Below are 23,693 nucleotides of genomic sequence, written 5' to 3'. Positions count from 1 at the left end.
AGCGGGCGAAATCTGTTCGAAGGGCGGCCGGATGCCGTCCCGAGCGACCTCCCGGAGCCGTCCGGAGCGACCTCCCGGAGCGGTCCGTACGCGTCCGGAAGGCGTCGTTCCGGCGGCGCTCAGCCCCGGCTCTCGACCGCCGCCGCGATCTCCGCCAGGTCCTTGGCGAGCGCGCGGGCGACCGCCCGCGCGCCGAAGCGGTTGATCAGCCGGGTGGCCAGGCCGGGCCTGCGGTCGTTGGCGGGGCGGGCGCTGAAGGTCATCCGCAGGGTGGTGGCCCCGGCCGAGACCGCCGGGCCCTCGGGGAGCAGGGCGATCTCGTTGACGTAGTGCATGCCGTGCGAGTCGGCCACGGTGACATAGCGCTCGGGCGGTTCGCAGGCGGTCACGGTCATCTCCTCGGTGGCCGTCTTGCCCATCATCCGCCGGGTCTCGCGCCAGCGGGTGCCCACCCCGAAGCCGCCCTGGGTGAGCACCTCGACCTTCTCGACGCCGCTGAGCACCCGGGGCATGTCCCGCAGGTCGGTGATCGACTCCCAGACCCGCCCGGGGGAGGCGGCGACCCGGCGCTCGACGACCACGGAGCTGGTTCCTGTCATGGCTTCATGGGACCACCGCCGGCCCCGTCCCGCAGGAGCGCGCCGGGCCGGTCGCCGCCCGCCTCCGCCACGATCTCGTCGAGGGTCTGGGCCCTGCGGACGGTGGTGAAGGCGACGCCGCCGTCGTCCGTCGGGGTGAATCCGTGGACGGCGGGCCGGGGCAGGCTGTTGTACGCGTAGTGGTGGGCGAAGTAGTACGCGCCGGTGTCCGGCACGGCCACCACGTCGTCCGGCCGCAGCAGCGGCAGCAGCCGCCCGGTGGCCAGCAGGTCCCCGGCGAAGCAGGCGGGGCCCGCCACGTCCTGGACGGTCTCCTCGCCGGTGCGGGGGCGGCCCCCGGCGTCGTACGCGAGGACGCGCAGCGGCCAGGACTCCGGCGCGTAGACCGTGCGGGTGGCGACCTGGACGCCCGCGTGGGTGACGGCGATCGGGCGCCCGCCGGAGACCTTGGTGTACTCGACGCGGGCCAGCACCGTGCCGTGCTTGGCGAGCAGCGAGCGCCCGAACTCGGTGACCAGGGCGTAGCGCCCGTCGAGGAGGCCGGGGACGGTCGCGGCGAGCAGGGCGGCGTACCCGGCGTAGGTGGGGGTCTCCTCGTCGGAGGCGAAGTTCACCGGGAGCCCGCCGCCGATGTCGAGGGTGTCGATCTGCTGTCGGCCGGCCTTGGTGTTGATCTCCTCGGCGAGCGCGTAGGCGGCGCCGACGCCCTCGGCCATCAGGGCGAGCGGGATGCCCTGGGAGCCGGTGTGGGTGTGCAGCCGGGTGAGCCAGGGGCGGTCGAGGTACGCCCGGACGACGGCCTCGCGGGCGCCCTCGTCGCGCAGCGCCACGCCGAACTTGGAGGTGGCGGTCGCGGTCGACAGCGCGCCGATGGAGCCGGCCCCGATCTGCGGGTTCACCCGCAGCCCGAGCGGCGAGGCGGTGGGCGCGGAGGCGACCAGCGCGTCCAGCCGGGCCAGCTCCTGGAGGTTGTCGGCGTTGACCGCGATGCCCAGCGCGAGGGCCTGGCGCAGTTCGGCGGGGGTCTTGGCGGGCGAGTCCAGGACGGTGCGGGCGGGCGGCACCCCGGCCGCGCGGGCCAGGGCCAGCTCGCCGGGGCTGGCCACCTCGACGCCCAGGCCCGCCTCGTACAGCAGGCGCAGGACGGGCACGAGCGGGGCGGCCTTCACGGCGAAGGCGTGCAGCACGGGAGCGTCGGTGACGGCGGCGAACGCGCTGGTCAGGGCGGCCGCGGAGGCGCGGATGCCGGCGGTGTCGAGGAGGGCGACGACGGGCTCGTCGGGGGTGAGGAGGCCCTGCTCGACGGCGGCCCGGACGGCCCGGTCGCGAGCGTGTTCCCGGCGGTTCGTTCCGTCGTCCGTTCCGTGGTCCGTTCCGAAGGAGGAAGCCATCTCCCCATCCCACCACCGGGTGGGGTGACGGCGCAGCTGTTGACTACTTCTATTCAGCGAGTCAGGATGTGAATATCTGATCCACATTCGAGGAGGCACCGCCATGTCAGGACCCCGCCCCGTACGGGCCCCGCGCGGTACGGAACTGAGCGCCCTGGGATGGCAGCAGGAAGCCGCCCTCCGGATGCTCCAGAACAACCTCGACCCCGAGGTCGCCGAGCACCCCGACAAGCTGGTCGTCTACGGCGGCACCGGCAAGGCCGCCCGCGACTGGCGCTCCTTCGACGCCATGGTCCGCACCCTGCGCACCCTCAAGCAGGACGAGACCATGCTGGTCCAGTCCGGCCGCCCGGTCGGCGTCATGCAGACCCACGAGTGGGCCCCGCGCGTCCTCATCGCCAACTCCAACCTGGTCGGCGACTGGGCCAACTGGGAGGAGTTCCGGCGCCTGGAGGCCCTCGGCCTCACCATGTACGGCCAGATGACCGCCGGCTCCTGGATCTACATCGGCACCCAGGGCATCCTCCAGGGCACCTACGAGACCTTCGCCGCCGTCGCCGCGAAGAAGTTCAACGGCACCCTGGCCGGCACCATCACCCTCACCGCCGGCCTCGGCGGCATGGGCGGCGCCCAGCCGCTCGCCGTCACCATGAACGACGGCGTCGCGATCTGCGTCGACGTCGACCCGCGCGCCATCGAGCGCCGCATCGAGCACCGCTACCTGGACGTCAAGGCGGACAACCTCGCCCACGCCCTCCAGCTGGCGACCGAGGCCCGCGACGCCCGCCGCCCGCTCTCCATCGGCCTGCTCGGCAACGCCGCCGAACTGCTCCCGCAGATGCTCGCCGAGGGCGCCCCGATCGACATCGTGACGGACCAGACCTCCGCCCACGACCCGCTGGCCTACCTCCCGGTCGGCGTCGCCTTCGAGGACATGGCCGACGCCGCCGCCAAGGACCCGGCCGGCTTCACCACCCGCGCCCGCGAGTCGATGGCCCGCCACGTCGAGGCCATGGTCGGCTTCATGGACGCCGGCGCCGAGGTCTTCGACTACGGCAACTCCATCCGCGGCGAGGCCCAGCTGGCCGGCTACGACCGCGCCTTCGCCTTCCCCGGCTTCGTCCCGGCCTACATCCGCCCGCTGTTCTGCGAGGGCAAGGGCCCGTTCCGCTGGGCCGCCCTCTCCGGCGAGGCCTCCGACATCCACAAGACCGACAAGGCGATCCTCGACCTCTTCCCGGAGAACGAGTCGCTGCACCGCTGGATCAAGATGGCCGGCGAGCGCGTCCACTTCCAGGGCCTGCCCGCCCGCATCTGCTGGCTCGGCCAGGGCGAGCGCGACAAGGCCGGCGACATGTTCAACGACATGGTCGGCAACGGCACCCTCGCCGCGCCCCTCGCCATCGGCCGCGACCACCTGGACTGCGGCTCGGTCGCCTCCCCGTACCGCGAGACCGAGGCCATGCTCGACGGCTCCGACGCGATCGCCGACTGGCCGCTGCTCAACGCCATGGTCAACGTCGCCTCCGGCGCCTCCTGGGTCTCCATCCACCACGGCGGCGGCGTCGGCATGGGCCGCTCCATCCACGCCGGCCAGGTCTCGGTGGCCGACGGCACCAAGCTGGCGGGCGAGAAGATCCGCCGCGTGCTCACCAACGACCCCGGCATGGGCGTCATCCGCCACGTCGACGCCGGCTACGACATCGCCGAGCGCGTCGCCGACGAGAAGGGCGTGCGCGTCCCCATGCGCGAGGGTGACTCCGCGTGACCTCGTCCTCCGACGCCGCCGAGGCACCCCGGGACTCCCGGGGTGCCTCGGCGGGCACCTCCCCGACCTTCCACGCCATGTGGCGCAGCCTCGCCGGCATCGGCCGCGACGCGGACTCCGGCGGCTACCGCCGCTACGCCTGGACCGCGGCCGACGCCGACTGCCGGCTCTGGTTCCGGATGCAGGCGGAGGCCCGCCGCCTCGACGTCGAGACCGACCGCAACGGCAACCAGTGGGCCTGGCTCGGCGACCCCACCGCCGGTGACGCCGTCGTCACCGGCTCCCACCTGGACTCCGTCCCCGACGGCGGCGCCTTCGACGGGCCGCTCGGCGTGGTGTCCTCCTTCGCCGCCCTCGACGAACTCCGCAAGCGCGGCGTCTCGTTCAAGCGGCCCCTCGCCATCGTCAACTTCGGCGACGAGGAGGGCGCCCGCTTCGGGCTCGCCTGCGTCGGCTCCCGCCTCACCTCCGGGCAGCTGACCAAGGAGAAGGCCTTCGCGCTGCGCGACGCCGACGGGATCAGCCTCCCGCAGGCCATGGAGGCGGCCGGGTACGACCCCGAGGCCATCGGCGCGGACCCGGAGCGGCTCGCCCGCGTCGGCGCCTTCGTCGAGCTCCACGTCGAGCAGGGCCGCGCCCTCGACCTGTCCGGCGACGCCGTCGGCATCGCCTCCGCGATCTGGCCGCACGGCCGCTGGCGGTACGACTTCGCCGGCGAGGCCAACCACGCCGGCACCACCCGGCTGGTCGACCGGCGCGACCCGATGCTCACCTACGCCGAGACGGTCCTCGCCGCCCGCCGCGAGGCCGAACTCGCGGGAGCCGTCGCCACCTTCGGCAAGATCGCCGTCGAGCCGAACGGCGTCAACGCCATCCCGTCGCTGGTCCGCGGCTGGCTCGACGCGCGCGCCGCCGACCAGGGCTCCCTGGACGCGGTCATCGCGGGCGTCGAGAAGGCCGCGCGGGAGCACGCCGCGCGCGCCGGCATCGACCTCACCGTGGTCCGCGAGTCCTTCACGCCGATCGTGGACTTCTCCCACGCGCTGCGCGACGAGCTGAGCCGCATCCTGCTGGACCGGACCGGCGACAAGGTCCCCGTCCTGGGAACGGGCGCGGGACACGACGCCGGAATCCTCTCCGCGTCGATCCCGACCGCCATGCTGTTCGTACGCAACCCCACGGGCGTCTCGCACTCCCCGGCCGAGTTCGCGGCCGAGGACGACTGCGTGGCGGGCGTCCACGCACTCGCCGACGTACTGGAGGACCTGGCGTGCAGGTGACCTACTGGCTGGAGCACGCCTGGCTCGGCACCAACGTCGAGCCGGGCGTCGCCCTGGACGTGTCCGCCGACGGGCGGATCGCCGCCGTACGGACCGGCGCCGACACCCCGCCCCCCGGCGCCGTGGTCCTCCGCGGGCTCACCATCCCCGGACTGGCCAACGCCCACTCGCACGCCTTCCACCGCGCCCTGCGCGGCACCGTCCAGGTGGGCTCCGGCACCTTCTGGACCTGGCGCGAGATCATGTACACCATCGCCCAACGCCTCACCCCCGACAGCTACTTCACGCTGGCCCGGGCGGTGTACGCGGAGATGGCGCTGGCCGGCATCACGAACGTCGGCGAGTTCCACTACCTCCACCACGCGCCCGGCGGCACCCCGTACGCCGACCCCAACGCCATGGGCGAGGCGCTCATCGCGGCGGCGGGCGAGGCGGGCATCCGCATCACCCTCCTCGACACCGCCTACCTCTCGTCCGGCTTCGGCGCCGCCCCCGAACAGCACCAGCTGCGCTTCACCGACGGCACCGCCGACGCGTGGGCCGAGCGGGTCTCGGCCCTCAAGGAACGGGACGGCGTCCGCGTCGGCGCGGCGATCCACTCCGTACGGGCCGTCCCGGCCGACCAGCTGGCGACGGTCGCCGACTGGGCCCGGGGACACCAGGCCCCGCTGCACGTCCACCTCTCCGAGCAGACCGCGGAGAACGACGCCTGCCTGGCCGCGCACGGCATGACACCCACCCAGCTGCTCGCCGAGCACGGCGTGCTGGGCGCGCGGACCACCGGCGTCCACAACACCCACCTGACGGACACCGACATCGCGCTGATCGGCGGCTCGTCGACGGGCACCTGCATGTGCCCCACCACCGAACGCGACCTGGCGGACGGCATCGGCCCGGCGGTCGCCCTCCAGCGGGCCGGCTCGCCCCTCTCGCTGGGCAGCGACAGCCACGCGGTCATCGACCTCCTGGAGGAGGCGCGGGCCATGGAGCTCGACGAGCGCCTCCGCACCCGCACCCGCGGCCACTGGACCGCCGCGGCCCTGCTCCGCGCGGCGACGGCCGACGGCCACGCGGCCCTGGGCCGCCCCGACGCGGGCACCCTGGAGCCGGGCGCACTGGCCGACTTCACCACCCTGACCCTCGACTCGGTCCGCACCGCGGGCCCGGTCGCCCGGCTGGGCGCCGAGACGGCGGTCTTCGCGGCGACGGCGGCGGACGTGCACCACGTGGTGGTCGGCGGCCGGGCGATCGTCCAGGACGGCGTCCACACGTCCGTACCCGACGTGGGCGCGGCCCTCGCGCACGCGATCAAGGCCCTCAGAGACTGACCGGCCCCGGGGGTTGTGGGCACCCGTTCGTCCCCCAGACGGAACGGGTGGGCGCAACCCCCCACCGGCCCGCACCCTCCCACCCTCCCGGAGCGCCCCATGACCACCACGCTCATCACCGACATCGCCGGCCTGGTCACCAACGACCCCGCACTCGGCGACGGCTCACCCCTGGGGCTCGTCCAGGACGCGGCCCTCGTCCTGGACGGCGACCGGGTCGCCTGGGCGGGCCCGGCCTCGCAGGCCCCGGCGGCCGACCACCGGGTCGACGCCGGGGGCCGCGCCGTCGTCCCCGGCTTCGTCGACTCCCACTCCCACCTCGTCTTCGCGGGCGACCGCACCGCCGAGTTCAACGCCCGCATGTCCGGGCAGCCCTACAAGGCGGGCGGCATCCGCACGACGGTCGCGGCGACCCGCGCGGCCACGGACGCCGCACTGTCGGCGAACGTCGCCCGGTACATGCGGGAGGCCCTGGCCCAGGGCACGACCACCTTCGAGACGAAGTCCGGCTACGGCCTGACGGTCGAGGACGAGGCCCGCGCCCTGCGCATCGCGGCGGAGCACACGGACGAGGTCACCTACCTGGGCGCCCACATCGTCGCCCCGGAGTACGCCGACGACCCGGCCGGCTACGTGGACCTGGTGACCGGCGCGATGCTGGACGCCTGCGCCCCGTACGCCCGTTGGGTCGACGTCTTCTGCGAGAAGGGCGCGTTCGACGGCGACCAGGCGCGGGCGATCCTGACGGCGGGCAAGGCGAAGGGCCTCCTCCCGCGCGTGCACGCCAACCAGCTGTCGTACGGCCCCGGCGTGCAGCTCGCGGTGGAGCTCGACGCGGCGAGCGCCGACCACTGCACCCATCTGACGGACGCGGACGTGGACGCCCTGGCGTCCGGGAACACGGTCGCGACGCTGCTGCCGGGCGCGGAGTTCTCGACCCGCGCCGAGTGGCCGGACGCCCGCCGCCTGCTGGACGCGGGCGTGACGGTCGCCCTGTCCACGGACTGCAACCCGGGCTCGTCGTTCACGTCCTCGGTCCCGTTCTGTATCGCGCTGGCCGTCCGCGACATGCGGATGACCCCCGACGAGGCCCTCTGGTCCGCCACGGCCGGCGGCGCGGCGGCCCTCCGCCGCACGGACGTGGGCCGCCTCACCCCCGGCGCCCGCGCCGACCTGCTCCTCCTGGACGCCCCCTCCCACGTCCACCTGGCCTACCGCCCGGGCGTCCCGCTGGTCTCGGAGGTCTGGCGCGGGGGCACCCGGGTGGTCTGACGGGGGCGCCCGGCAGCCGTACGGCGAGGCCGGGCGCTCACTCCTCTGCGGTCAGGCCCCTGCGCAGTCGGGCCAGGGTGCGGGCGAGGAGGCGGGAGACGTGCATCTGGGAGATGCCGAGTTCCTCGCCGATCTCGGACTGGGTGAGGCCCGCGGTGAAGCGGAGGGAGAGGATGCGGCGGTCGCGGGGCGGGAGGGAGGCGATCATCGGCTTGAGGGACTCGATGTACTCGATGCCCTCGATGCCGTGGTCCTCGTAGCCGAGCCGGTCGGCGAGGGCGGTGCCCTCGTTCTCGGTCTCCTCGGACGGGGCGTCGAGCGAGCTCGCGGTGTACGCGTTGGCGGCGGCCATGCCCTCGACGACCTCGTCGGGGCCGATGCCGAGTTCGCGCGCGAGCTCCTCGACGGTGGGGGAGCGGTCGAGGAGCTGGGCGAGCAGGTCGCCGGCCTTGGCGAGCTCGATGCGGAGTTCCTGGAGCCGTCGCGGGACGTGCACCGACCAGGAGGTGTCGCGGAAGAAGCGCTTGATCTCGCCGATGATCGTCGGCATCGCGAAGGTGGGGAACTCGACGCCGCGGGCCAGGTCGAAGCGGTCGATCGCCTTGATGAGGCCGATGGTGCCGACCTGGACGATGTCCTCCATCGGCTCGCTGCGGGTGCGGAACCGGGAGGCGGCGAACTTCACCAGGGCCAGGTTGAGTTCGATCAGGGTGTTGCGGACGTACGCGTACTCGTGGGTGCCCTCCTCCAGCTCGCCGAGGCGGGCGAAGAGGGTCTTGGACAGGGCGCGCGCGTCGTGCGGCGCGATCTCGTCCGGGTGCGGGATCCGCGGGAGGTCCGCGAGCTCCGGGACGTCGAGCCGGGGTGACATGGTCTCCTCCATCGTTGTTCTCTTGCTGCGGTGTACGGCGCCTCCAAGCCGGCCATGCGGAATGTGTCCTTCTAGCCCTACCGGTTCAGCCCCGATGGTTGCAAGTGGCAATTGTCCGGGTTATTCCTATTTAGGGTGGAGCTCATGTGCGGTGAACCGGCCCACGCTTGTATGGTTCGAGGCATGTACCGGCAGCACATCGGCAGCGCACCCGAGCGGTTCCGGGTCGAGGTCCGCACCGTGGGAGCGAGCGAGGTGCTCACCCCGGTGGGTGAGCTCGATCACCACACCGCCGAACTGTTGCGTGCGCCACTCGACCGGGCCCTCGACGAGGGACGCTCCCGACTCGTACTCGACTGCTCGCGGCTGGACTTCTGCGACTCCAGCGGCCTCAACGTCCTGCTCGGCGCCCGCCTGAGGGCGGACGCCGCCGGCGGCGGGGTCCATCTCGTGGCGATGCGGCCCGTGGTGGCCCGGGTCTTCGAGATCACCGGCGCGGACGCGGTCTTCACCCTCCACGACTCGCTCGCCTCCGCCCTGCCCGACTGACCCCACCGATCCCCGGCCCTCCGGCCCCGCGACCCTGCTCGTCCCGTCACTCGTCAATCGGCTGAACTCGGTGAGGTGAAGCGCTGATGGAGACTGCCTCCGGCGACCCCGACGTCCGCACCCTCGCCCTCGGGGCGGCCAGTGGCACCGTCCCGCTCGCCCGCGACTTCACGCGCCAGGCGCTCTTCGACTGGGGCTGGCTGCCGGCCGCCACCGCCGACCGCAGGGCCGCCGCCGAGGACGTCCTGCTCGTCGTCTCCGAACTGGTCACCAACGCCTGCCTGCACGCCGACGGCCCGGAGAGCCTGCGGGTGCTCCGGTCCGCCGGGGTGCTCCGCCTGGAGGTCGCCGACCGCGGCGCGGGACAGCCCGCCCCGCGCACCCCGCACCGGTCCGGACGGCCCGGCGGGCACGGCATGTTCATCGTGCAGCGGCTCTGCCGCAGCTGGGGCGTCGACCGCGTCCCCGGCGCCCCCGGCAAGACGGTCTGGGCCGAACTCGGCGCACCCGCCTAGGACTTTCACAAGCTCTCCGTCCTCTTGTCTTCCCTCCTCCGGACCCCAGGCGTACCTTGACGCCCAATCTGAAAGACCGTCAGTAACTTCGCGGTGCCCAGCCGCGGTGCGACGGTCCCCGAGGGTGAGGGGTGCTTGAGGTGCCGAACCGGAGGAGAACGGCCGGCGCGCTGACGGCGGCGATGACGGTGGCGGGCGCGACGGTCCTGCTCACCGCTCCCGCCGCCCACGCGGCGGTCGTCGACGTCAACTACGCCTGCGAGACGAAGATCGGCCCCAAGGGCGCCGTCTCGCCCGTCGACATCACCGCCGTCAAGAACGGCGGCTCGTACACGATCACCATGTCCTTCGAGAAGGGCGTCTCCGACAGCCCCGTCGAACTCCCGAAGGGCGTCATGACACCGCGCGCCGAACTCGTCGTCGGCGGCGCGGACAGCGGCAAGGTCCAGGTCAAGGGCGTCCCCAACACGGTCGCCATCCCGCCCAGCACCCCGATCTCGATCGGGAAGCTGACGGGGACGTACACCCCGAAGAAGAGCGGCAAGGTCACCTTCACCGCCGGGGTGCTCACCGTCCACGCGCTCGGCATGGACGCGGCCGTCTGCACCCCCAAGAACAACCCCAAGGCCGGGCTGGAACTGGACGTCACGGCGGCCGGCGGCTCGGGCGGCGGCGACTCCGGGGGCAGCGGCGACTCCGGGGGCTCCGGCGGATCCGGCGGTTCGGGCGGATCCGGCGGTTCGGGCGGCACGGACACCCTGCCCAAGACCGGCCCGCTCGACTCGGCCGTCGCCCTCGGCACCCTCGGCGGCACCGTGCTGCTGACCGGCGCGGCCGGGGTGCTCTGGCTCACCCGGCGCACGGCACGCTGATGCGGACGGTGTGGGCCGGCGCCGGGGCCGCCGCGCTCGCCCTCCTCGGGGCGGTCGCGGTGGCCCCCGCGCCCGGCTGGACGGCGGCGCCCGCGGCGGGACGCCCGTACGTCTATCTGGAGGGCGCCGCCGGCAGCGTGCTCCAGGACACCCTGTCCGTCACCAACCCCGGCGCCCGCCCGCTCACGGTCCGGCTCACCGGCCAGGGCGCCCGGGGCACCCGGGTCGTCCTCGCCGCCCGGACCGTCACCGTGCCCGCCAGGACCCGCGCGGACGTGCCCTTCGCGGTGACCGTCACCGCCGACACCCCGCCCGGCGAGCTCCGCGGCGCCGTCCGCGCCGCCGCCGACGGGCGCGAGACGCTCGTCCCGCTGCACCTGCGGGTCAGCGGGCCGCGGCTCGCCGCGCTCACCGTCGAGGACGTCCGCGTCGACCGCTCCGGCACCCTGCACTACACGCTCGTCAACCGCGGCAACACCCTGCTCGCCCCGCGGCTGGCCGTCCGCGCCGACGGCGCCCTCGGCCGGCGGCTCGTCGACCGGCCGGAACGCCCGCTGCCGCTGACCCTGCGCCCCGGCGAGCGGGCCGCCCGCACCGAAGCCTGGCCCGACCCGCCCGCCCTGGACTCGGTCACCGTCCGCGTGACGGCCACCGCCCCGGGCGCGGTCCCCGCGACCGCCGCCGCGGACACCGTCTTCGCCTCCGCGGCGGGCGTCGGCGCCGCGGCCGCCGCCCTGCTCGGGGTGTCCGGCGCGACCGCGTACGCGATACGGAGGAACCGATGAGGCCGACGAGGCCGACGAGGCCGCTGCGTACGGGCACGGCCGCCGCCCTGCTCGCCGCGCTGCTGTTCGCCCTGCTGCCCACCGCCCCCGCGGCCGCCGAGCCGGCGCCCAAGGTGGCGCTCTCGCAGAGCGAGGGCGGCAAGGGCGGCGAACTCACCGTCAGCGGCTCCGGCTGGAAGCCGGGCGCCCTGCTGATGCTGCTGATCTGCGGCCAGTCCGCACCCGGCAAGGGCGTCATCGGCGGCACCAACTCCTGCGCCAACACCGACGGCCGGGCCGCCACCGTCGACGCCAAGGGCGCCTTCAGCCAGAAGCTGCCGATCGCCGAACCGCCCAAGCCCTGCCCCTGCGTGGTCCATGTGGCCGGGGTCACCGGACAACAGGACTCCGTGGACGTCGGGTTCACCGTCGCGGGGCACCCCACCGCGCCGCTGCCCGAGCCGGCCGGCGGCGGAAGGCTGGCCGTGCTCGCCACCGTACGGCTCGAAGGCTCCAGCGGCGTCCTCGTCTGGTTCGGCGCGCCCGCCCGCCGCGAGGTGGTCTTCACCGTCGGCAACCTCGGCCAGACCCCGGTCAAGGACCCGGTCTTCGAGGTCGGCAGCAGCCACGGCGTCTTCTCCCCGCAGTACGAGGAACGCCAGTGGCGCGGCACCCTCGCGCCCGGCCGCAAGGCCCTGATCCGGCTGCCCGTCGAACTGACGGCGGGCGCCCACGGCGACTACCAGGTGTCCGTGCGCTACGGCGGCAAGGTGCTGGTCGAGCAGCCCTGGGGCGTCGGGCGCCCGTGGGGCGTCACGCTCTTCTGGCTGCTGCTCGCGGTGGTCGTGCCGGCCGCCCTGTTCCGGATCGGGATGGCGGTCGTCGACCGGACCCGCCCGGCGGGCCGCCGGCGGCAGCGGCCGCGGCAGCACCAGCACCGGGCGCCGGACCGCGCCCCCGTGCCCGTACCGCCGGCGACCGCCGGTGACGAACCGACGGCGGTCCTGCCGTGGTTCACCCCCCATTCCGCACCGTCAGAGAACAGTCCGACGACGAAGGGACAGTCGTGAGCACGACACGCACGACCCGGAGGACGCTCGCGGCGGGCGTCGCGCTGATGCTCGGCGGCGCGGGAATCCTGCTGACCGCGAGCCCCGCCCTGGCCGCCGAGGTCTCCTACACGACCGAGTGCATCCCGCCCCCGATCTCCGGCCTCCCGGCGATGCAGGGCACCACCAGGGTGCTGATCACCGCACCGGCCGAGGCCAAGGTGGGCGACGAGGTCGAGGTGGTCTGGAAGACGGTCCAGGCCGCCTCCAAGAACCCCGACGTCCTCGACCTGGACAAGGACACGGTGAAGCCGAGCGGCACGATCAGGCTCGGCGGCGCCGGCAGCGGCACGCTGTCCATGGAGGGGCCGCGGCAGAACCCGCCGATCAAGAAGAACACCCCGATGGTCCTGCCGGACATGAAGGGCAAGCTGAAGCTGGACAAGGCCGGCGAGATCACGCTGACGCCGGACAAGTACACGATCAACGTGTCCAAGCCGCTGTCGACGGACACGAAGTGCTCCCCGAAGGAGTCGGTCGGTGCCGCCGCCACGATCAAGGTGACGGACGGCGGGGGCACGACGAGCTCGGGCGGCACGACGAGCTCCGGAGGCTCCACGAGCTCCGGCGGTACGACGACCTCGGGCGGCTCGACGACCACGTCCGGCGGCTCGACGACGACCTCGGGCGGCACCACGTCCGGCGGTTCGACCACCACGTCCGGGGGTTCGACCACCACCTCGGGCGGCTCCACGACGACCTCGGGCGGCACCACGTCCGGCGGGTCGACGAGCACCTCCGGTGGCGGCACCACCGCCTCCGGCGGGGGTTCCGGCGGCGGTGGCGGCCAGTCCGACTTCCCGGGCAAGGAGGTGGCCGTCAAGCTGTCCTGCGAGTCGCCCGGACCGAAGGCCGTCACGTCCAAGATCTCCATCAGCGCCCGTAAGAGCGGCGGCTCGTACGCGCTGACCGTCAAGACGGCGAAGGGCGTCATGACGAGCCCGGCCCCGCTGCCCAAGGGGGCGCTCAAGCCCTCCATGGACGTACGGATCGGGGGCGCCGACAGCGGCAAGGTGACCGTACGGGGCGCGGCGAACCCGGCTCCCGTGGCGGCCGGGGAGATGGTGTCGCTGACCGACATGACCGGCACCTACAAGCCGGGCGCCAGCGGCAAGGCGCAGCTCAGCCCCGGAGACCTGACCATCACGGTGACGCTCTCCGGCACGGACATCGTCATCCCGTGCAAGGTCCAGGGCACCTCGCCGGTCTCCCTGGAGCTCGACACCACCAAGCAGGCCGGCGGAGTCGTCGGCGGCTCGGGCGACTCCGGGGGCTCCGGCGGCTCGGGCGGCGGTGACGACCTCGCGCACACCGGCGCCGACGACACCGGCGCCCTGCGCGCCCTCGCCCTCGTGGCGGGCACCGTGATCCTGCTCGGCGGCGCGGTGTTCACCTTCACGCCGTGGGCCCGCCTGCGGCGCTAGCGGGCCGGGAAACCGGCGGGAACGGCGGAGGGCCGCCGCACCGAATCGGTGCGGCGGCCCTCCGTACGCGTGGGACCGGCAGGGTCAGTGGACGCTGCCCATGAGCGCCTGGACCTTCTTGCGGTACATGAAGACCGCGAATCCGGCCAGGACGGCGCCCGCCGCTTGGAGCCCGATGATCCCGGTGCCGTTCAGGTCCACACCGGCCAGCGAGAGCAGACCCGTGGTGCAGTCACCGGCGGTGACGGCGAGGAACCAGACACCCATCATCTGGGAGGCGTACTTCTGCGGCGCCATCTTCGTGGTGACCGAGAGGCCGACCGGGGACAGGCACAGCTCACCGATGGTCTGGATCATGTAGATCGAGACGAGCCACATCGGGGAGACCTTGGTGCCGTCGCCCGCCATGTTCATCGGGACGATGAAGACGAAGAAGGACGCGCCGACCAGGACCAGGCCCATCGCGAACTTCACGACGGTGTTCGGCTCCTGGTTCTTGCGGGCCAGCCACAGCCACAGCCAGGCGAAGACCGGGGCCAGCGACATGACGAACAGCGGGTTCAGCGACTGGTACCAGGTGGCCGGGAAGCCGAGGCCGAAGACGGTGCCCGAGGTCTTGTCGGAGGCGAACAGCGACAGGGTCGAGCCACCCTGGTCGTAGATCATCCAGAAGACGGCGGCGGCGACGAAGAACCAGATGTAGCCGGTCATCCGCGACTGCTCGCCCTTGTCGAGGTCCTTGTCGCGCTTGATGCGCGTCAGCACCGCGACCGGGATGATCAGGCCGGCGAGGGTGATCGGGACGAGCGCCCAGTTCAGGGTGTAGATGCCGAGCGCGACGATGGCGCCGTAGAAGGCGGCGGCGAGCACGACGACGAGCGAGACCTTGACCAGGATGCCCTTGCGCTCCGCCGGGGAGAGCGGGTTCGGGACGATGTTGCTCTTCGGGCTCAGGCTCTTGGTGAAGGCCAGGAAGCAGGCGAGGCCGACGCCCATGCCGACCGCGGCCAGCGCGAAGCCGAGGTGCCAGTTGACCTTCTCGCCCAGCGTGCCGACGGCGAACGGGGCGATGAAGGCGCCGAGGTTGATGCCGATGTAGAAGAGCGTGAAGCCACCGTCACGGCGCGGGTCGTCCGGGCCGTTGTAGAGGTGGCCGACCATCGTGGAGATGTTGGCCTTGAGCAGACCGGAGCCGACGGCGACGAGCGCCAGACCCGCGAAGAACGCGGCCTGACCCGGGAGCGCCAGCGAGGCGTGGCCCGCCATGATCACGAAACCGGCGATGGCGACCGTCTTGCGGGCACCCCAGACGCGGTCGCCGAACCAGCCGCCGGGCATGGCCATCAGGTAGACCATCGACACGTACACGGAGTAGATCGCCGTGGCCGTGGCAGCCGTCATGGCGAGGCCGCCGCCCTGGCTGCCGGTGGCAGCGTCCGTGCCGCCGGAGACCAGGTACAGGACGAGAAGGGCCCTCATGCCGTAGTAGGAGAAGCGCTCCCACATCTCGGTGAAGAAGAGGGTGGCCAGACCACGGGGGTGGCCGAGGAACGTCTTCTCGGAACCCGGGGTTCCGGTCGAAGCCGTCGTCAGGCTGGACGCCATGTCGATCCTTGCTCTGTCGGGACGCGCGCTTCGTGAGCGGGACGCCCGGTGGGGGAGGCCGGCACCGGCGAGGCGCGGTCGCGTCTCCCCGGGATCCACGCCCCGGCGCGTCATCGCGTCCAGGACCCGGCCCACAGGTCATTCACTGTTCCCAAGACTGCCGAGGCGCGCCTTGTGCTGAAAAGAGACCCTTGGCGGATGAACACGGCCAAAGGTCCCCGATTACCGCTACAGAACTCTCGACACCATACGACACGACACTGCCGGATATGGAAGGACTTGAGAGATGGATCACAGGCGGCCACGGAACCAACTTCCGTCATTCGAAGGTCAACAGCCGGTTGCAGGCCAAGATCCAGAGGCGTGGCGCACGGCCGGTGGATCACGCCGCGGCACCGCCGCCGTGCGGACTACCATCACCCCATGACCCGTGTACTGCTCGCCGAGGACGACGCCTCCATCTCGGAACCGCTGGCCCGCGCCCTGCGGCGGGAGGGCTACGAGGTCGAGGTGCGGGAGGACGGTCCGACCGCTCTCGACGCCGGACTCCAGGGCGGGGTCGACCTGGTCGTGCTCGACCTGGGCCTGCCCGGCATGGACGGCCTGGAGGTCGCCCGCCGGCTGCGCGCCGAGGGCCACACGGTGCCGATCCTGGTCCTCACCGCCCGCGCCGACGAGGTCGACACGGTGGTCGGCCTCGACGCCGGGGCCGACGACTACGTCACCAAGCCCTTCCGGCTCGCCGAGCTGCTGGCCCGCGTCCGGGCCCTGCTCCGGCGCGGCGCCACCGAGCCGGCCGTCGCCCCCACCACGCACGGCGTGCGGATCGACGTCGAGTCGCACCGCGCCTGGATGGGCGAGGAGGAGCTCCAGCTCACCGCGAAGGAGTTCGACCTGCTCCGGGTGCTGGTCCGCGACGCCGGCCGGGTGGTCACCCGCGACCAGCTGATGCGCGAGGTCTGGGACACCACCTGGTGGTCCTCCACCAAGACCCTCGACATGCACATCTCCTGGCTCCGCAAGAAGCTGGGCGACGACGCGGCCAACCCCCGCTACATCGCCACGGTCCGGGGCGTCGGCTTCCGCTTCGAGAAGAGCTAGGCACCCACCTCCGTGCGCCGCCGTCTGATCAACTCCACGCTCGCCGTGGTGCTCGTCGTCATCGCCGTATTCGGGGTCTCCCTGGTGATCGTCGAGTCCCGCACCATCTCCAACAGCGCCCAGGAGAGCGTGGACTCCGAGGCGCTGCGGATCGTCTCCATCGTCGACAGCCGGCTCATCGGCGGTGAGCCGGTCAACCCGGACATCCTGGCCGAGCAGAGCGGCGCCAAGCGCTACGCCCGGATCACCATCCCCGGCCGCGACGCCATCGAGATCGGCACCCGCCCGAGCGGCGAGGTGATCCACGGCCTGGCCGAGGGCGAGCGCGGCGAGACGGTGACCGTCGAGGAGGCCCGCTCGGTCGTCACCGACGAGGTCGCCCGCACCCTGATGATCATCGCGGGCGTGGCGCTGCTCTGCGTCGTGGCCGCCGTGCTGCTCGCCGTACGGCAGGCGAACAAGCTGGCCTCGCCGCTCACCGACCTCGCCGAGACCGCCGAGCGGCTCGGCTCCGGCGACCCGCGCCCCCGGCACAAGCGGTACGGGGTGCCCGAGCTGGACCGGGTCGCGGACGTCCTGGACAACTCCGCCGAGCGGATCGCCCGGATGCTCACCGCCGAGCGCCGGCTCGCCGCCGACGCCTCCCACCAGCTCCGTACGCCCCTCACGGCCCTCTCCATGCGCCTGGAGGAGGTCGCCATGGCCGACGACCTCGACACGGTCCGGGAGGAGGCGACGATCGCGCTCACCCAGGTCGAGCGGCTGACCGACGTGGTCGAGCGGCTGCTCACCAACTCGCGCGACCCCCGGACGGGCTCCGCCGTCGCCTTCGACCTGGACGAGGTCGTCAAACAGCAGATCGAGGAGTGGCGCCCCGCCTACCGCAGCGCGGGCCGGGCCATCGTCCACTCCGGCAAGCAGGGCATGCGGGCCGTGGGCACCCCGGGCGCGGTCGCCCAGGTCCTCGCGGCACTGATCGAGAACTCGCTCATGCACGGCGGCGGCACCGTCGCGCTGCGCACCCGGGTCACCGGCAACCAGTCGGTGATCGAGGTCACCGACGAGGGCCCCGGCGTCCCCGCCGACCTCGGGGCGCGGATCTTCGAGCGGGCGGTCAGCGGACGCAGCTCCACGGGCATCGGCCTCGCGGTCGCCCGGGACCTCGCGGAGGCCGACGGCGGGCGTCTGGAGCTGCTCCAGCAGCAGCCGCCGGTGTTCGCGCTCTTCCTGGGCCGCGAGGTCCGCAGCCGCACGGACACCGCACGGGACCGCCCGGTCCGCTGAGCGGACCGGGCGCCTTGGGTGCCTGAGGGGGTGGAGCGGCCGGGATCAGACCCGGTCGGGCTGCTTCCGGGAGGGCTGGCGGGGCGCCTGCTCCAGGAACGATTCGGCGGTCTGCACCGCCTCCTTCGCGGGCAGCGCCTTGAAGACCCAGGTCCGGTAGGACCAGAAGCGGAACAGCGTCGCGACGCCGATGCCGAAGAACTTGAAGAAGTTGCTCGCCAGCGGGGTGTCCCAGCCGAAGCCGTACGTCGCCGTGTAGAGCACGCCGTTCTCGATCACCATGCCGACCAGGCTGAACAGCAGGAACAGGGTCAGTTCCTTGGTCCGCCCGGACTTGTCGCGGTCGCGGTACGTGAAGTAGCGGAACCCCACGTAGTTGAAGGCGATCGCCACGGCCGTGGCGATGATGCTCGCCCTGACCACCGGGAGGTCGGTGAGGTGGCGGACCAGGTTGAAGACCAGCAGGTTCACCAGGACGCCCAGTCCGCCGACCACGCCGAACTTGGCTACCTCGCGGACGAGCCGGTCCACTCGCATGCGCAGCGCGCCGGGTTCACTCATCGTGATGGCCCTGTCCCGTCCGTTTCGGATGTGCTCCGGCCGACGCCCGGACGGCGTCAACCAACCCATGCTAACCACCCCTCCTGCCACCCGCCCGTGTTGCTCGCGATCCGTGCGCGAACCCACTCCCGGCTGTGACAAAACACAGCCGGACGAGTGTCCGGAACTTGTGCGGATACCCTAAGAGGGTGACGTTCCCGGTAGTCGGCATGGTCGGTGGCGGTCAGCTCGCCCGTATGACCCACGAGGCGGGTATCCCCCTCGGCATCAAGTTCAAGCTGCTCAGTGACACCCCGCAGGACTCGGCGGCCCAGGTGGTGAGCGAGGTCGTCGTCGGCGACTATCGCGACCTGGACACGCTGCGTGACTTCGCGCGCGGCTGCGACGTGATCACTTTCGATCACGAGCACGTGCCCGCGGAGCACCTGGCGGCCCTGGAGGCGGACGGCATCGCCGTCCGTCCCGGCCGTGCGGCCCTCGCGCACGCCCAGGACAAGGGGGTGATGAGGGCGAGGCTCGACGAGATCGGGGCGCCCGCCCCGAGGCACCGCCTGGTGGCCGACCCGGCCGACGCGGCGGCCTTCGCCGCCGAGGGCGACGGCTTCCCGATCATCCTGAAGACCGTGCGCGGCGGCTACGACGGCAAGGGCGTCTGGTTCGTGCGCTCCGAGGCGGACGCCCACGACGCGTTCCGCGCCGGTGTCGCGGTCCTCGCCGAGGAGAAGGTCGACTTCGCGCGCGAGCTCGCCGCGAACATCGTCCGCTCCCCGCACGGACAGGCCGTCTCCTACCCGGTGGTGGAGTCCCGCCAGGTCGACGGCGTCTGCGACACGGTGATCGCGCCCGCCCCCGGCCTCTCCGACGAGCTGGCGGGCCAGGCGCAGGAGCTGGCCCTCCGCATCGCCAAGGAGCTCGACGTCGTCGGCCACCTGGCCGTGGAGCTCTTCGAGACCGCCGACGGGCGCCTCCTCGTCAACGAGCTCGCCATGCGCCCGCACAACTCCGGCCACTGGACCCAGGACGGCGCGGTCACCTCGCAGTTCGCCAACCACGTCCGGGCCGTCCTCGACCTTCCGCTGGGCGACCCGCGCCCCCGCGCGAAGTGGACCGTGATGTGCAATGTTCTCGGTGGCGACTTCCCGGACATGTACGCCGCGTACCTGCACTGCATGGCCCGGGATCCGCAGCTGAAGATCCACATGTACGGCAAGGACGTGAAGCCCGGTCGCAAGGTGGGCCACGTCAACACCTACGGCGACGACCTGGACGACGTGCTGGAGCGCGCCCGCCACGCCGCCGGCTACCTGCGAGGAACGATCGTTGAGTAATCCACTCATTGGCATCGTCATGGGGTCCGACTCGGACTGGCCCGTCATGGAGGCCGCCGCGCAGGCCCTCGACGAGTTCGAGATCGCGTACGAGGTCGACGTCGTCTCCGCGCACCGCATGCCCCGCGAGATGATCGCGTACGGCGAGCAGGCCGCCGAGCGCGGTCTGAAGGCGGTCATCGCGGGCGCGGGCGGCGCCGCCCACCTGCCGGGCATGCTCGCCTCGGTCACCCCGCTGCCCGTCATCGGCGTCCCCGTGCCGCTGAAGTACCTCGACGGCATGGACTCGCTGCTCTCCATCGTGCAGATGCCGGCCGGCGTCCCGGTCGCCACCGTCTCGGTCGGCGGCGCCCGCAACGCGGGCCTCCTCGCGGCCCGCATCCTCGCCACGCACGACCCCGGACTCCTCACCCGCATGCGGGACTTCCAGCAGGAGCTGAACGACCAGGCGACCGAGAAGGGCAGGCGGCTGCGGGCCAAGGTCACGGGCACGGAGTCCTTCGGGTTCGCCCGATGAGCGCGGCCGACCGCCTCGCGGAGGCGCGGGAACTCCTCGCCTCCGCCCCCGTCGTCGACGGGCACAACGACCTGCCCTGGGCGCTGCGCGAGCACTGCGGCTACGACCTCGACAAGCTGGACATCGCCGGCGACCAGAGCGGCGCGCTCCACACCGACCTGGCCCGGATGCGGGCCGGCGGCGTCGGCGCCCAGTTCTGGTCGGTCTACGTGCCCTGCCGGCTCACCGGCGACGACGCCGTCAGCGCCACCCTGGAGCAGATCGACGTCGTCGACCAGCTCCTGGAGCGCTACCCGGCGGACCTCGCGCCCGCGCTCACCGCGGACGACATGGAGGCGGCCCGGGCGGCCGGCCGGATCGCCTCCCTCAAGGGCGCCGAGGGCGGCCACTCGATCAACAACTCCCTCGCCACCCTGCGCGCCCTGCACACCCTGGGCGTGCGGTACATGACGCTCACGCACAACGACAACAACGACTGGGCGGACTCCGCGACCGACGTGCCGCGGGCCGGCGGACTGACCGCCTTCGGCCGCGAGGTCGTCCGCGAGATGAACCGCACCGGCATGCTGGTCGACCTCTCGCACGTCGCCGCCACCACCATGCGCGACGCGCTGGACACCACCGCGGCGCCGGTGATCTTCTCGCACTCCTCCTCGCTCGCCGTCTGCGACCACCCGCGGAACATCCCGGACGACGTCCTGGAGCGGCTGCCCGCCAACGGCGGCGTGGCGATGGCCACCTTCGTGCCGAAGTTCATCCTCCCCGCCGCCGTCGAGTGGACCGCCCTGGCCGACGCGAACCTGCGCGCCCACGGCTTCGACCACCTCGACACCACCCCCGAGGCGATGGCGATCCACCGCGCCTTCGAGGCGCGGACCCCGCGCCCGGTCGCCACGGCCGCCACGGTCGCCGACCACCTCGACCACATGCGCGAGGTCGCCGGCATCGACCACATCGGCATCGGCGGCGACTACGACGGCACCGCCTTCACCCCGTCCGGCCTGGACGACGTCGCGGGCTACCCGAACCTGATCGCGGAGCTCCTGACCCGCGGCTGGACGCACCCGGACCTGGCCAAGCTGACCTGGTCCAACGCGGTACGGGTGCTGCGCGACGCGGAAGCCGTGTCCCGCGAGCAGCGCGCGCTGCGGGGCCCGTCGGTGGCGACGATCACGTCGTTCGACGCGTAGGGCGGTCGACCACCGGAGGGCTCCGTCGAGGACGGGGCCCTCCGGCGTTCCCGCCCGCCCGTTCCTTCCGTCCCGTCCGCGCGCCCGTCAGGCCCGCGGGCGGCCCATCGCCCGGTACGTCCAGCCGGCCTTGCGCCACCGCTCCGGGTCGAGCGCGTTCCGGCCGTCCAGGATCACCGGCGACGAGACGACCTCCGCCAGCTCGGCCGGGTCCACCGCGTCCCGGAACTCGCGCCACTCGGTCAGGTGCAGCACCACGTCCGCCCCGCGCACCGCCTCGACGACGGTGTCCGCGTACGCCAGCGTGGGGAAGAGCCGGCGCGCGTTGGCCATGCCCTTGGGGTCGTAGACGGTGACCTGGCCGCCCTGGAGGTGGATCTGGCCCGCCACGTTCAGCGCCGGCGAGTCGCGCACGTCGTCCGAGTCCGGTTTGAAGGCCGCGCCCAGCACCGCCACCCGCTTGCCGAGGAAGCCCCCGCCCAGCGCCTCGCGGGCCATCTCCACCATGGACGCGCGGCGCCGCATGTTGATGGAGTCGATCTCGCGCAGGAAGGTCAGCGCCTGGTCCGCGCCGAGCTCGCCGGCCCGCGCCATGAAGGCCCGGATGTCCTTGGGCAGGCAGCCGCCGCCGAAGCCGATGCCGGCCCGCAGGAACTTGCTGCCGATCCGGTCGTCGTGCCCGATCGCCTCGGCCAGCTTGGCGACGTCGCCGCCGGCCGCCTCGCAGACCTCGGCCATCGCGTTGATGAAGGAGATCTTCGTGGCGAGGAAGGAGTTGGCGGAGGTCTTCACCAGCTCGGCGGTCGGGTAGTCGGTCACCACGAACGGCGCCCCCTCCGCCACCGGCACCGCGTACACGGTGCGCAGCAGCTTCTCGGCCCGCTCGCCGCGCGCGCCCTCGGCGACGCCGACCACGATCCGGTCCGGGTGCAGGGTGTCCTGCACGGCGAAGCCCTCGCGGAGGAACTCGGGGTTCCAGGCCAGCTCGACGCCCTCGGGCAGCAGCCCGGCGAGCCGCTGCGCCGAGCCGACGGGCACGGTCGACTTGCCGACGACGAGGGCGCTCTCGCGCACCACGCCGGACAGCGAGGCGAAGGCGGCGTCGACGTACGACATGTCGCAGGCGTACTCGCCGTGCTTCTGCGGGGTGTTCACGCAGACGAAGTGGACGTCGCCGAAGGCGCCGACCTCCTCCCAGGAGGTGGTGAACCGCAGCCGGCCGCTGGACCCCTCGATCCCGTCGACGTGGCGCGCGAGCAGTTCCTCCAGGCCCGGCTCGTACATCGGCACCCGGCCGGAGGCGAGCAGCTCGATCTTCTCGGGCACCACGTCGAGCCCGAGGACCTCGAAGCCGAGCTCAGCCATGGCCGCGGCGTGTGTGGCGCCGAGGTATCCGGTGCCGATCACGGTGATCTTGAGGGCCATGCGGGACTCCCTGTGCGTACGGGCGGGGAAATGCCTGCCCGAGCATAGTCGGGGCCTGGATCGCGGCCCGGTCACGCCCTACCCTTTGGGTTACTTAACGGTAGTTAGCAAGCGTGGAAGCGAGTGAGCTGAGCATGGCGTCCGGGAAGAACAACACCCCTGATTTCGACCTGTATCGCCCGTCGGAGGAGCACGACATGCTCCGGGAGACGGTCCGTGCGCTGGCGGAGGCGAAGATCGCGCCGTTCGCCGCGGCGGTGGACGAGGAGGGCCGGTTCCCCCAGGAGGCCCTGGACGCGCTGGTCGCGGCCGACCTGCACGCCGTCCACGTGCCCGAGTCCTACGGCGGCGCGGGCGCCGACGCCCTCGCGACCGTGATCGTGATCGAAGAGGTCGCCCGCGCCTGCGGCTCGTCCTCGCTGATCCCCGCGGTCAACAAGCTGGGCTCGCTGCCGGTCATGCTGTCCGGCTCGGAGGAACTGAAGGCCAAGTACCTCGGCCCGCTCGCCAAGGGCGACGCCATGTTCTCCTACGCGCTGTCCGAGCCCGACGCGGGCTCGGACGCCGCCGGCATGAAGACCCGCGCCGTGCGCGACGGCGACTTCTGGGTCCTCAACGGCGTCAAGCGCTGGATCACCAACGCCGGCGTCTCCGAGTACTACACGGTGATGGCCGTCACCGACCCGGAGAAGCGCTCCAAGGGCATCAGCGCCTTCGTCGTCGAGAAGTCCGACGAGGGCGTCTCCTTCGGCGCCCCGGAGAAGAAGCTCGGCATCAAGGGCTCCCCGACCCGCGAGGTCTACCTCGACAACGTCCGCATCCCCGCCGACCGCATGATCGGCGCAGAGGGCACCGGCTTCGCCACCGCCATGAAGACCCTCGACCACACCCGGATCACGATCGCCGCCCAGGCCATCGGCATCGCCCAGGGCGCCCTCGA

The 23,693-nt window shown here is 72.7% G+C and carries 22 protein-coding genes; 16 read left to right on the top strand and 6 right to left on the bottom strand.

The features are described 5' to 3' along the window. Positions 1 to 119 precede the first annotated feature (119 nt). Together AB0Q96_RS13390 and AB0Q96_RS13385 are read right to left on the bottom strand one after the other, a co-directional pair. Positions 120 to 599, bottom strand: a complete 480-nt coding sequence (locus AB0Q96_RS13390; RefSeq protein ID WP_365324803.1) for an SRPBCC family protein — start codon at positions 597 to 599, stop codon at positions 120 to 122. Continuing rightward, a complete protein-coding gene (locus AB0Q96_RS13385) occupies positions 596 to 1,990 on the bottom strand; it encodes a diaminopimelate decarboxylase (RefSeq protein WP_365324801.1) in 1,395 nt (464 codons plus the stop codon). Before AB0Q96_RS13385 ends, AB0Q96_RS13390 begins: the two co-directional genes overlap by 4 nt. A 103-nt stretch (positions 1,991 to 2,093) precedes the next feature. On the opposite strand from AB0Q96_RS13385, the gene hutU reads away from it, so the two are divergent. The 4 genes from hutU (at position 2,094) to hutI (ending at position 7,638) form a co-directional block, all read left to right on the top strand. Beyond that, positions 2,094 to 3,758, top strand: coding sequence for a urocanate hydratase (gene hutU, locus AB0Q96_RS13380; RefSeq protein ID WP_365324799.1), 1,665 nt, complete (start codon positions 2,094 to 2,096; stop codon positions 3,756 to 3,758). Positions 3,759 to 3,835: 77 nt separating this feature from the next. Continuing rightward, positions 3,836 to 5,038 carry an allantoate amidohydrolase gene (locus tag AB0Q96_RS13375; RefSeq protein WP_365325404.1) on the top strand — a complete coding sequence of 401 codons (1,203 nt, stop codon included), beginning with the start codon at positions 3,836 to 3,838 and terminating at the stop codon, positions 5,036 to 5,038. Then, on the top strand, positions 5,029 to 6,366 hold the full coding sequence (locus tag AB0Q96_RS13370; protein ID WP_365324797.1) for a formimidoylglutamate deiminase: 1,338 nt from the start codon (positions 5,029 to 5,031) through the stop codon (positions 6,364 to 6,366). The genes AB0Q96_RS13375 and AB0Q96_RS13370 overlap by 10 nt, the downstream gene beginning before the upstream one ends. Positions 6,367 to 6,465: 99 nt before the next feature. Next, entirely contained in the window at positions 6,466 to 7,638 is a 1,173-nt protein-coding gene (gene hutI, locus AB0Q96_RS13365; RefSeq protein WP_365324795.1) for an imidazolonepropionase, read from the top strand. 37 nt (positions 7,639 to 7,675) lie between these two features. Here hutI and AB0Q96_RS13360 read toward each other — a convergent pair whose 3' ends face one another. Then, complete coding sequence (locus AB0Q96_RS13360) at positions 7,676 to 8,509, bottom strand: RNA polymerase sigma factor SigF (RefSeq protein WP_365324793.1); 834 nt, start codon at positions 8,507 to 8,509, stop codon at positions 7,676 to 7,678. 183 nt (positions 8,510 to 8,692) lie between these two features. On the opposite strand from AB0Q96_RS13360, the gene AB0Q96_RS13355 reads away from it, so the two are divergent. The 6 genes from AB0Q96_RS13355 (at position 8,693) to AB0Q96_RS13330 (ending at position 13,742) form a co-directional block, all read left to right on the top strand. Next, positions 8,693 to 9,058, top strand: coding sequence for an STAS domain-containing protein (locus AB0Q96_RS13355; protein WP_365324791.1), 366 nt, complete (start codon positions 8,693 to 8,695; stop codon positions 9,056 to 9,058). 86 nt (positions 9,059 to 9,144) lie between these two features. Beyond that, complete coding sequence (locus AB0Q96_RS13350; RefSeq protein ID WP_365324789.1) at positions 9,145 to 9,573, top strand: ATP-binding protein; 429 nt, start codon at positions 9,145 to 9,147, stop codon at positions 9,571 to 9,573. Between the two features lie 140 nt (positions 9,574 to 9,713). Then, positions 9,714 to 10,445 carry a peptidase gene (locus AB0Q96_RS13345; protein WP_365324787.1) on the top strand — a complete coding sequence of 244 codons (732 nt, stop codon included), beginning with the start codon at positions 9,714 to 9,716 and terminating at the stop codon, positions 10,443 to 10,445. After that, positions 10,445 to 11,230 (top strand): hypothetical protein, encoded by a 786-nt coding sequence (locus AB0Q96_RS13340; RefSeq protein WP_365324785.1) that lies wholly within the window; start codon positions 10,445 to 10,447, stop codon positions 11,228 to 11,230. Before AB0Q96_RS13345 ends, AB0Q96_RS13340 begins: the two co-directional genes overlap by 1 nt. Continuing rightward, positions 11,227 to 12,279 carry a hypothetical protein gene (locus AB0Q96_RS13335; RefSeq protein WP_365324783.1) on the top strand — a complete coding sequence of 351 codons (1,053 nt, stop codon included), beginning with the start codon at positions 11,227 to 11,229 and terminating at the stop codon, positions 12,277 to 12,279. The genes AB0Q96_RS13340 and AB0Q96_RS13335 overlap by 4 nt, the downstream gene beginning before the upstream one ends. Before the next feature lie 47 nt (positions 12,280 to 12,326). Then, a complete protein-coding gene (locus AB0Q96_RS13330) occupies positions 12,327 to 13,742 on the top strand; it encodes a hypothetical protein (protein ID WP_365325402.1) in 1,416 nt (471 codons plus the stop codon). An 84-nt stretch (positions 13,743 to 13,826) separates the two neighbouring features. On the opposite strand, the gene AB0Q96_RS13325 is transcribed toward AB0Q96_RS13330, so the two are convergent. Beyond that, positions 13,827 to 15,347 (bottom strand): oligopeptide:H+ symporter, encoded by a 1,521-nt coding sequence (locus AB0Q96_RS13325; protein ID WP_365324781.1) that lies wholly within the window; start codon positions 15,345 to 15,347, stop codon positions 13,827 to 13,829. A 423-nt stretch (positions 15,348 to 15,770) separates the two neighbouring features. On the opposite strand from AB0Q96_RS13325, the gene AB0Q96_RS13320 reads away from it, so the two are divergent. Together AB0Q96_RS13320 and AB0Q96_RS13315 are read left to right on the top strand one after the other, a co-directional pair. After that, on the top strand, positions 15,771 to 16,448 hold the full coding sequence (locus tag AB0Q96_RS13320) for a response regulator transcription factor (protein WP_365324779.1): 678 nt from the start codon (positions 15,771 to 15,773) through the stop codon (positions 16,446 to 16,448). Positions 16,449 to 16,460: 12 nt separating this feature from the next. Continuing rightward, positions 16,461 to 17,732, top strand: coding sequence for an ATP-binding protein (locus AB0Q96_RS13315; protein ID WP_365324777.1), 1,272 nt, complete (start codon positions 16,461 to 16,463; stop codon positions 17,730 to 17,732). 45 nt (positions 17,733 to 17,777) lie between these two features. On the opposite strand, the gene AB0Q96_RS13310 is transcribed toward AB0Q96_RS13315, so the two are convergent. Then, positions 17,778 to 18,293: a GtrA family protein gene (locus AB0Q96_RS13310; RefSeq protein ID WP_365324775.1), complete on the bottom strand. Its 516-nt coding sequence runs from the start codon at positions 18,291 to 18,293 to the stop codon at positions 17,778 to 17,780. Between the two features lie 209 nt (positions 18,294 to 18,502). Between AB0Q96_RS13310 and AB0Q96_RS13305 the strand changes: the two genes are divergently transcribed. From AB0Q96_RS13305 to AB0Q96_RS13295, 3 genes are read left to right on the top strand one after another with little or no spacing between them, the layout of a single operon-like run. Further along, positions 18,503 to 19,621 (top strand): 5-(carboxyamino)imidazole ribonucleotide synthase, encoded by a 1,119-nt coding sequence (locus AB0Q96_RS13305; protein ID WP_365325400.1) that lies wholly within the window; start codon positions 18,503 to 18,505, stop codon positions 19,619 to 19,621. Between the two features lie 19 nt (positions 19,622 to 19,640). Beyond that, the gene (gene purE, locus AB0Q96_RS13300) at positions 19,641 to 20,138 is read left to right on the top strand and encodes a 5-(carboxyamino)imidazole ribonucleotide mutase (RefSeq protein ID WP_365325398.1); all 498 of its coding nucleotides are present in this window, start codon (positions 19,641 to 19,643) and stop codon (positions 20,136 to 20,138) included. Further along, the gene (locus tag AB0Q96_RS13295; RefSeq protein WP_365324773.1) at positions 20,135 to 21,328 is read left to right on the top strand and encodes a dipeptidase; all 1,194 of its coding nucleotides are present in this window, start codon (positions 20,135 to 20,137) and stop codon (positions 21,326 to 21,328) included. The genes purE and AB0Q96_RS13295 overlap by 4 nt, the downstream gene beginning before the upstream one ends. A gap of 87 nt (positions 21,329 to 21,415) precedes the next feature. Here AB0Q96_RS13295 and AB0Q96_RS13290 read toward each other — a convergent pair whose 3' ends face one another. Next, positions 21,416 to 22,753: a UDP-glucose/GDP-mannose dehydrogenase family protein gene (locus AB0Q96_RS13290; RefSeq protein ID WP_365324771.1), complete on the bottom strand. Its 1,338-nt coding sequence runs from the start codon at positions 22,751 to 22,753 to the stop codon at positions 21,416 to 21,418. A gap of 134 nt (positions 22,754 to 22,887) precedes the next feature. Here AB0Q96_RS13290 and AB0Q96_RS13285 point away from each other — a divergent pair. Then, on the top strand, positions 22,888 to 23,693 hold an 806-nt coding region (locus AB0Q96_RS13285; RefSeq protein ID WP_365324769.1), incomplete at its 3' end, for an acyl-CoA dehydrogenase family protein.

The sequence above is a fragment of the Streptomyces sp. NPDC093111 genome (assembly GCF_040683955.1).
Classification (GTDB): Bacteria; Actinomycetota; Actinomycetes; order Streptomycetales; family Streptomycetaceae; genus Streptomyces.
The sequence above is the reverse complement of the archived record's forward strand: the minus strand, read 5'-3'. Positions and strand labels throughout refer to the sequence as shown.

Coding starts and splice junctions, on each gene's coding strand:
- AB0Q96_RS13390 (WP_365324803.1), bottom strand. CDS start 599: ATGACAGGAACCAGCTCCGTGGTCGTCGAGCGCCGGGTCGCCGCCTCC.
- AB0Q96_RS13385 (WP_365324801.1), bottom strand. CDS start 1,990: ATGGCTTCCTCCTTCGGAACGGACCACGGAACGGACGACGGAACGAAC.
- hutU (WP_365324799.1), top strand. CDS start 2,094: ATGTCAGGACCCCGCCCCGTACGGGCCCCGCGCGGTACGGAACTGAGC.
- AB0Q96_RS13375 (WP_365325404.1), top strand. CDS start 3,836: ATGTGGCGCAGCCTCGCCGGCATCGGCCGCGACGCGGACTCCGGCGGC.
- hutI (WP_365324795.1), top strand. CDS start 6,466: ATGACCACCACGCTCATCACCGACATCGCCGGCCTGGTCACCAACGAC.
- AB0Q96_RS13360 (WP_365324793.1), bottom strand. CDS start 8,509: ATGTCACCCCGGCTCGACGTCCCGGAGCTCGCGGACCTCCCGCGGATC.
- AB0Q96_RS13355 (WP_365324791.1), top strand. CDS start 8,693: ATGTACCGGCAGCACATCGGCAGCGCACCCGAGCGGTTCCGGGTCGAG.
- AB0Q96_RS13350 (WP_365324789.1), top strand. CDS start 9,145: ATGGAGACTGCCTCCGGCGACCCCGACGTCCGCACCCTCGCCCTCGGG.
- AB0Q96_RS13340 (WP_365324785.1), top strand. CDS start 10,445: ATGCGGACGGTGTGGGCCGGCGCCGGGGCCGCCGCGCTCGCCCTCCTC.
- AB0Q96_RS13335 (WP_365324783.1), top strand. CDS start 11,227: ATGAGGCCGACGAGGCCGACGAGGCCGCTGCGTACGGGCACGGCCGCC.
- AB0Q96_RS13330 (WP_365325402.1), top strand. CDS start 12,327: ATGCTCGGCGGCGCGGGAATCCTGCTGACCGCGAGCCCCGCCCTGGCC.
- AB0Q96_RS13325 (WP_365324781.1), bottom strand. CDS start 15,347: ATGGCGTCCAGCCTGACGACGGCTTCGACCGGAACCCCGGGTTCCGAG.
- AB0Q96_RS13320 (WP_365324779.1), top strand. CDS start 15,771: ATGACCCGTGTACTGCTCGCCGAGGACGACGCCTCCATCTCGGAACCG.
- AB0Q96_RS13310 (WP_365324775.1), bottom strand. CDS start 18,293: ATGAGTGAACCCGGCGCGCTGCGCATGCGAGTGGACCGGCTCGTCCGC.
- AB0Q96_RS13305 (WP_365325400.1), top strand. CDS start 18,503: ATGGTCGGTGGCGGTCAGCTCGCCCGTATGACCCACGAGGCGGGTATC.
- purE (WP_365325398.1), top strand. CDS start 19,641: ATGGGGTCCGACTCGGACTGGCCCGTCATGGAGGCCGCCGCGCAGGCC.
- AB0Q96_RS13295 (WP_365324773.1), top strand. CDS start 20,135: ATGAGCGCGGCCGACCGCCTCGCGGAGGCGCGGGAACTCCTCGCCTCC.
- AB0Q96_RS13290 (WP_365324771.1), bottom strand. CDS start 22,753: ATGGCCCTCAAGATCACCGTGATCGGCACCGGATACCTCGGCGCCACA.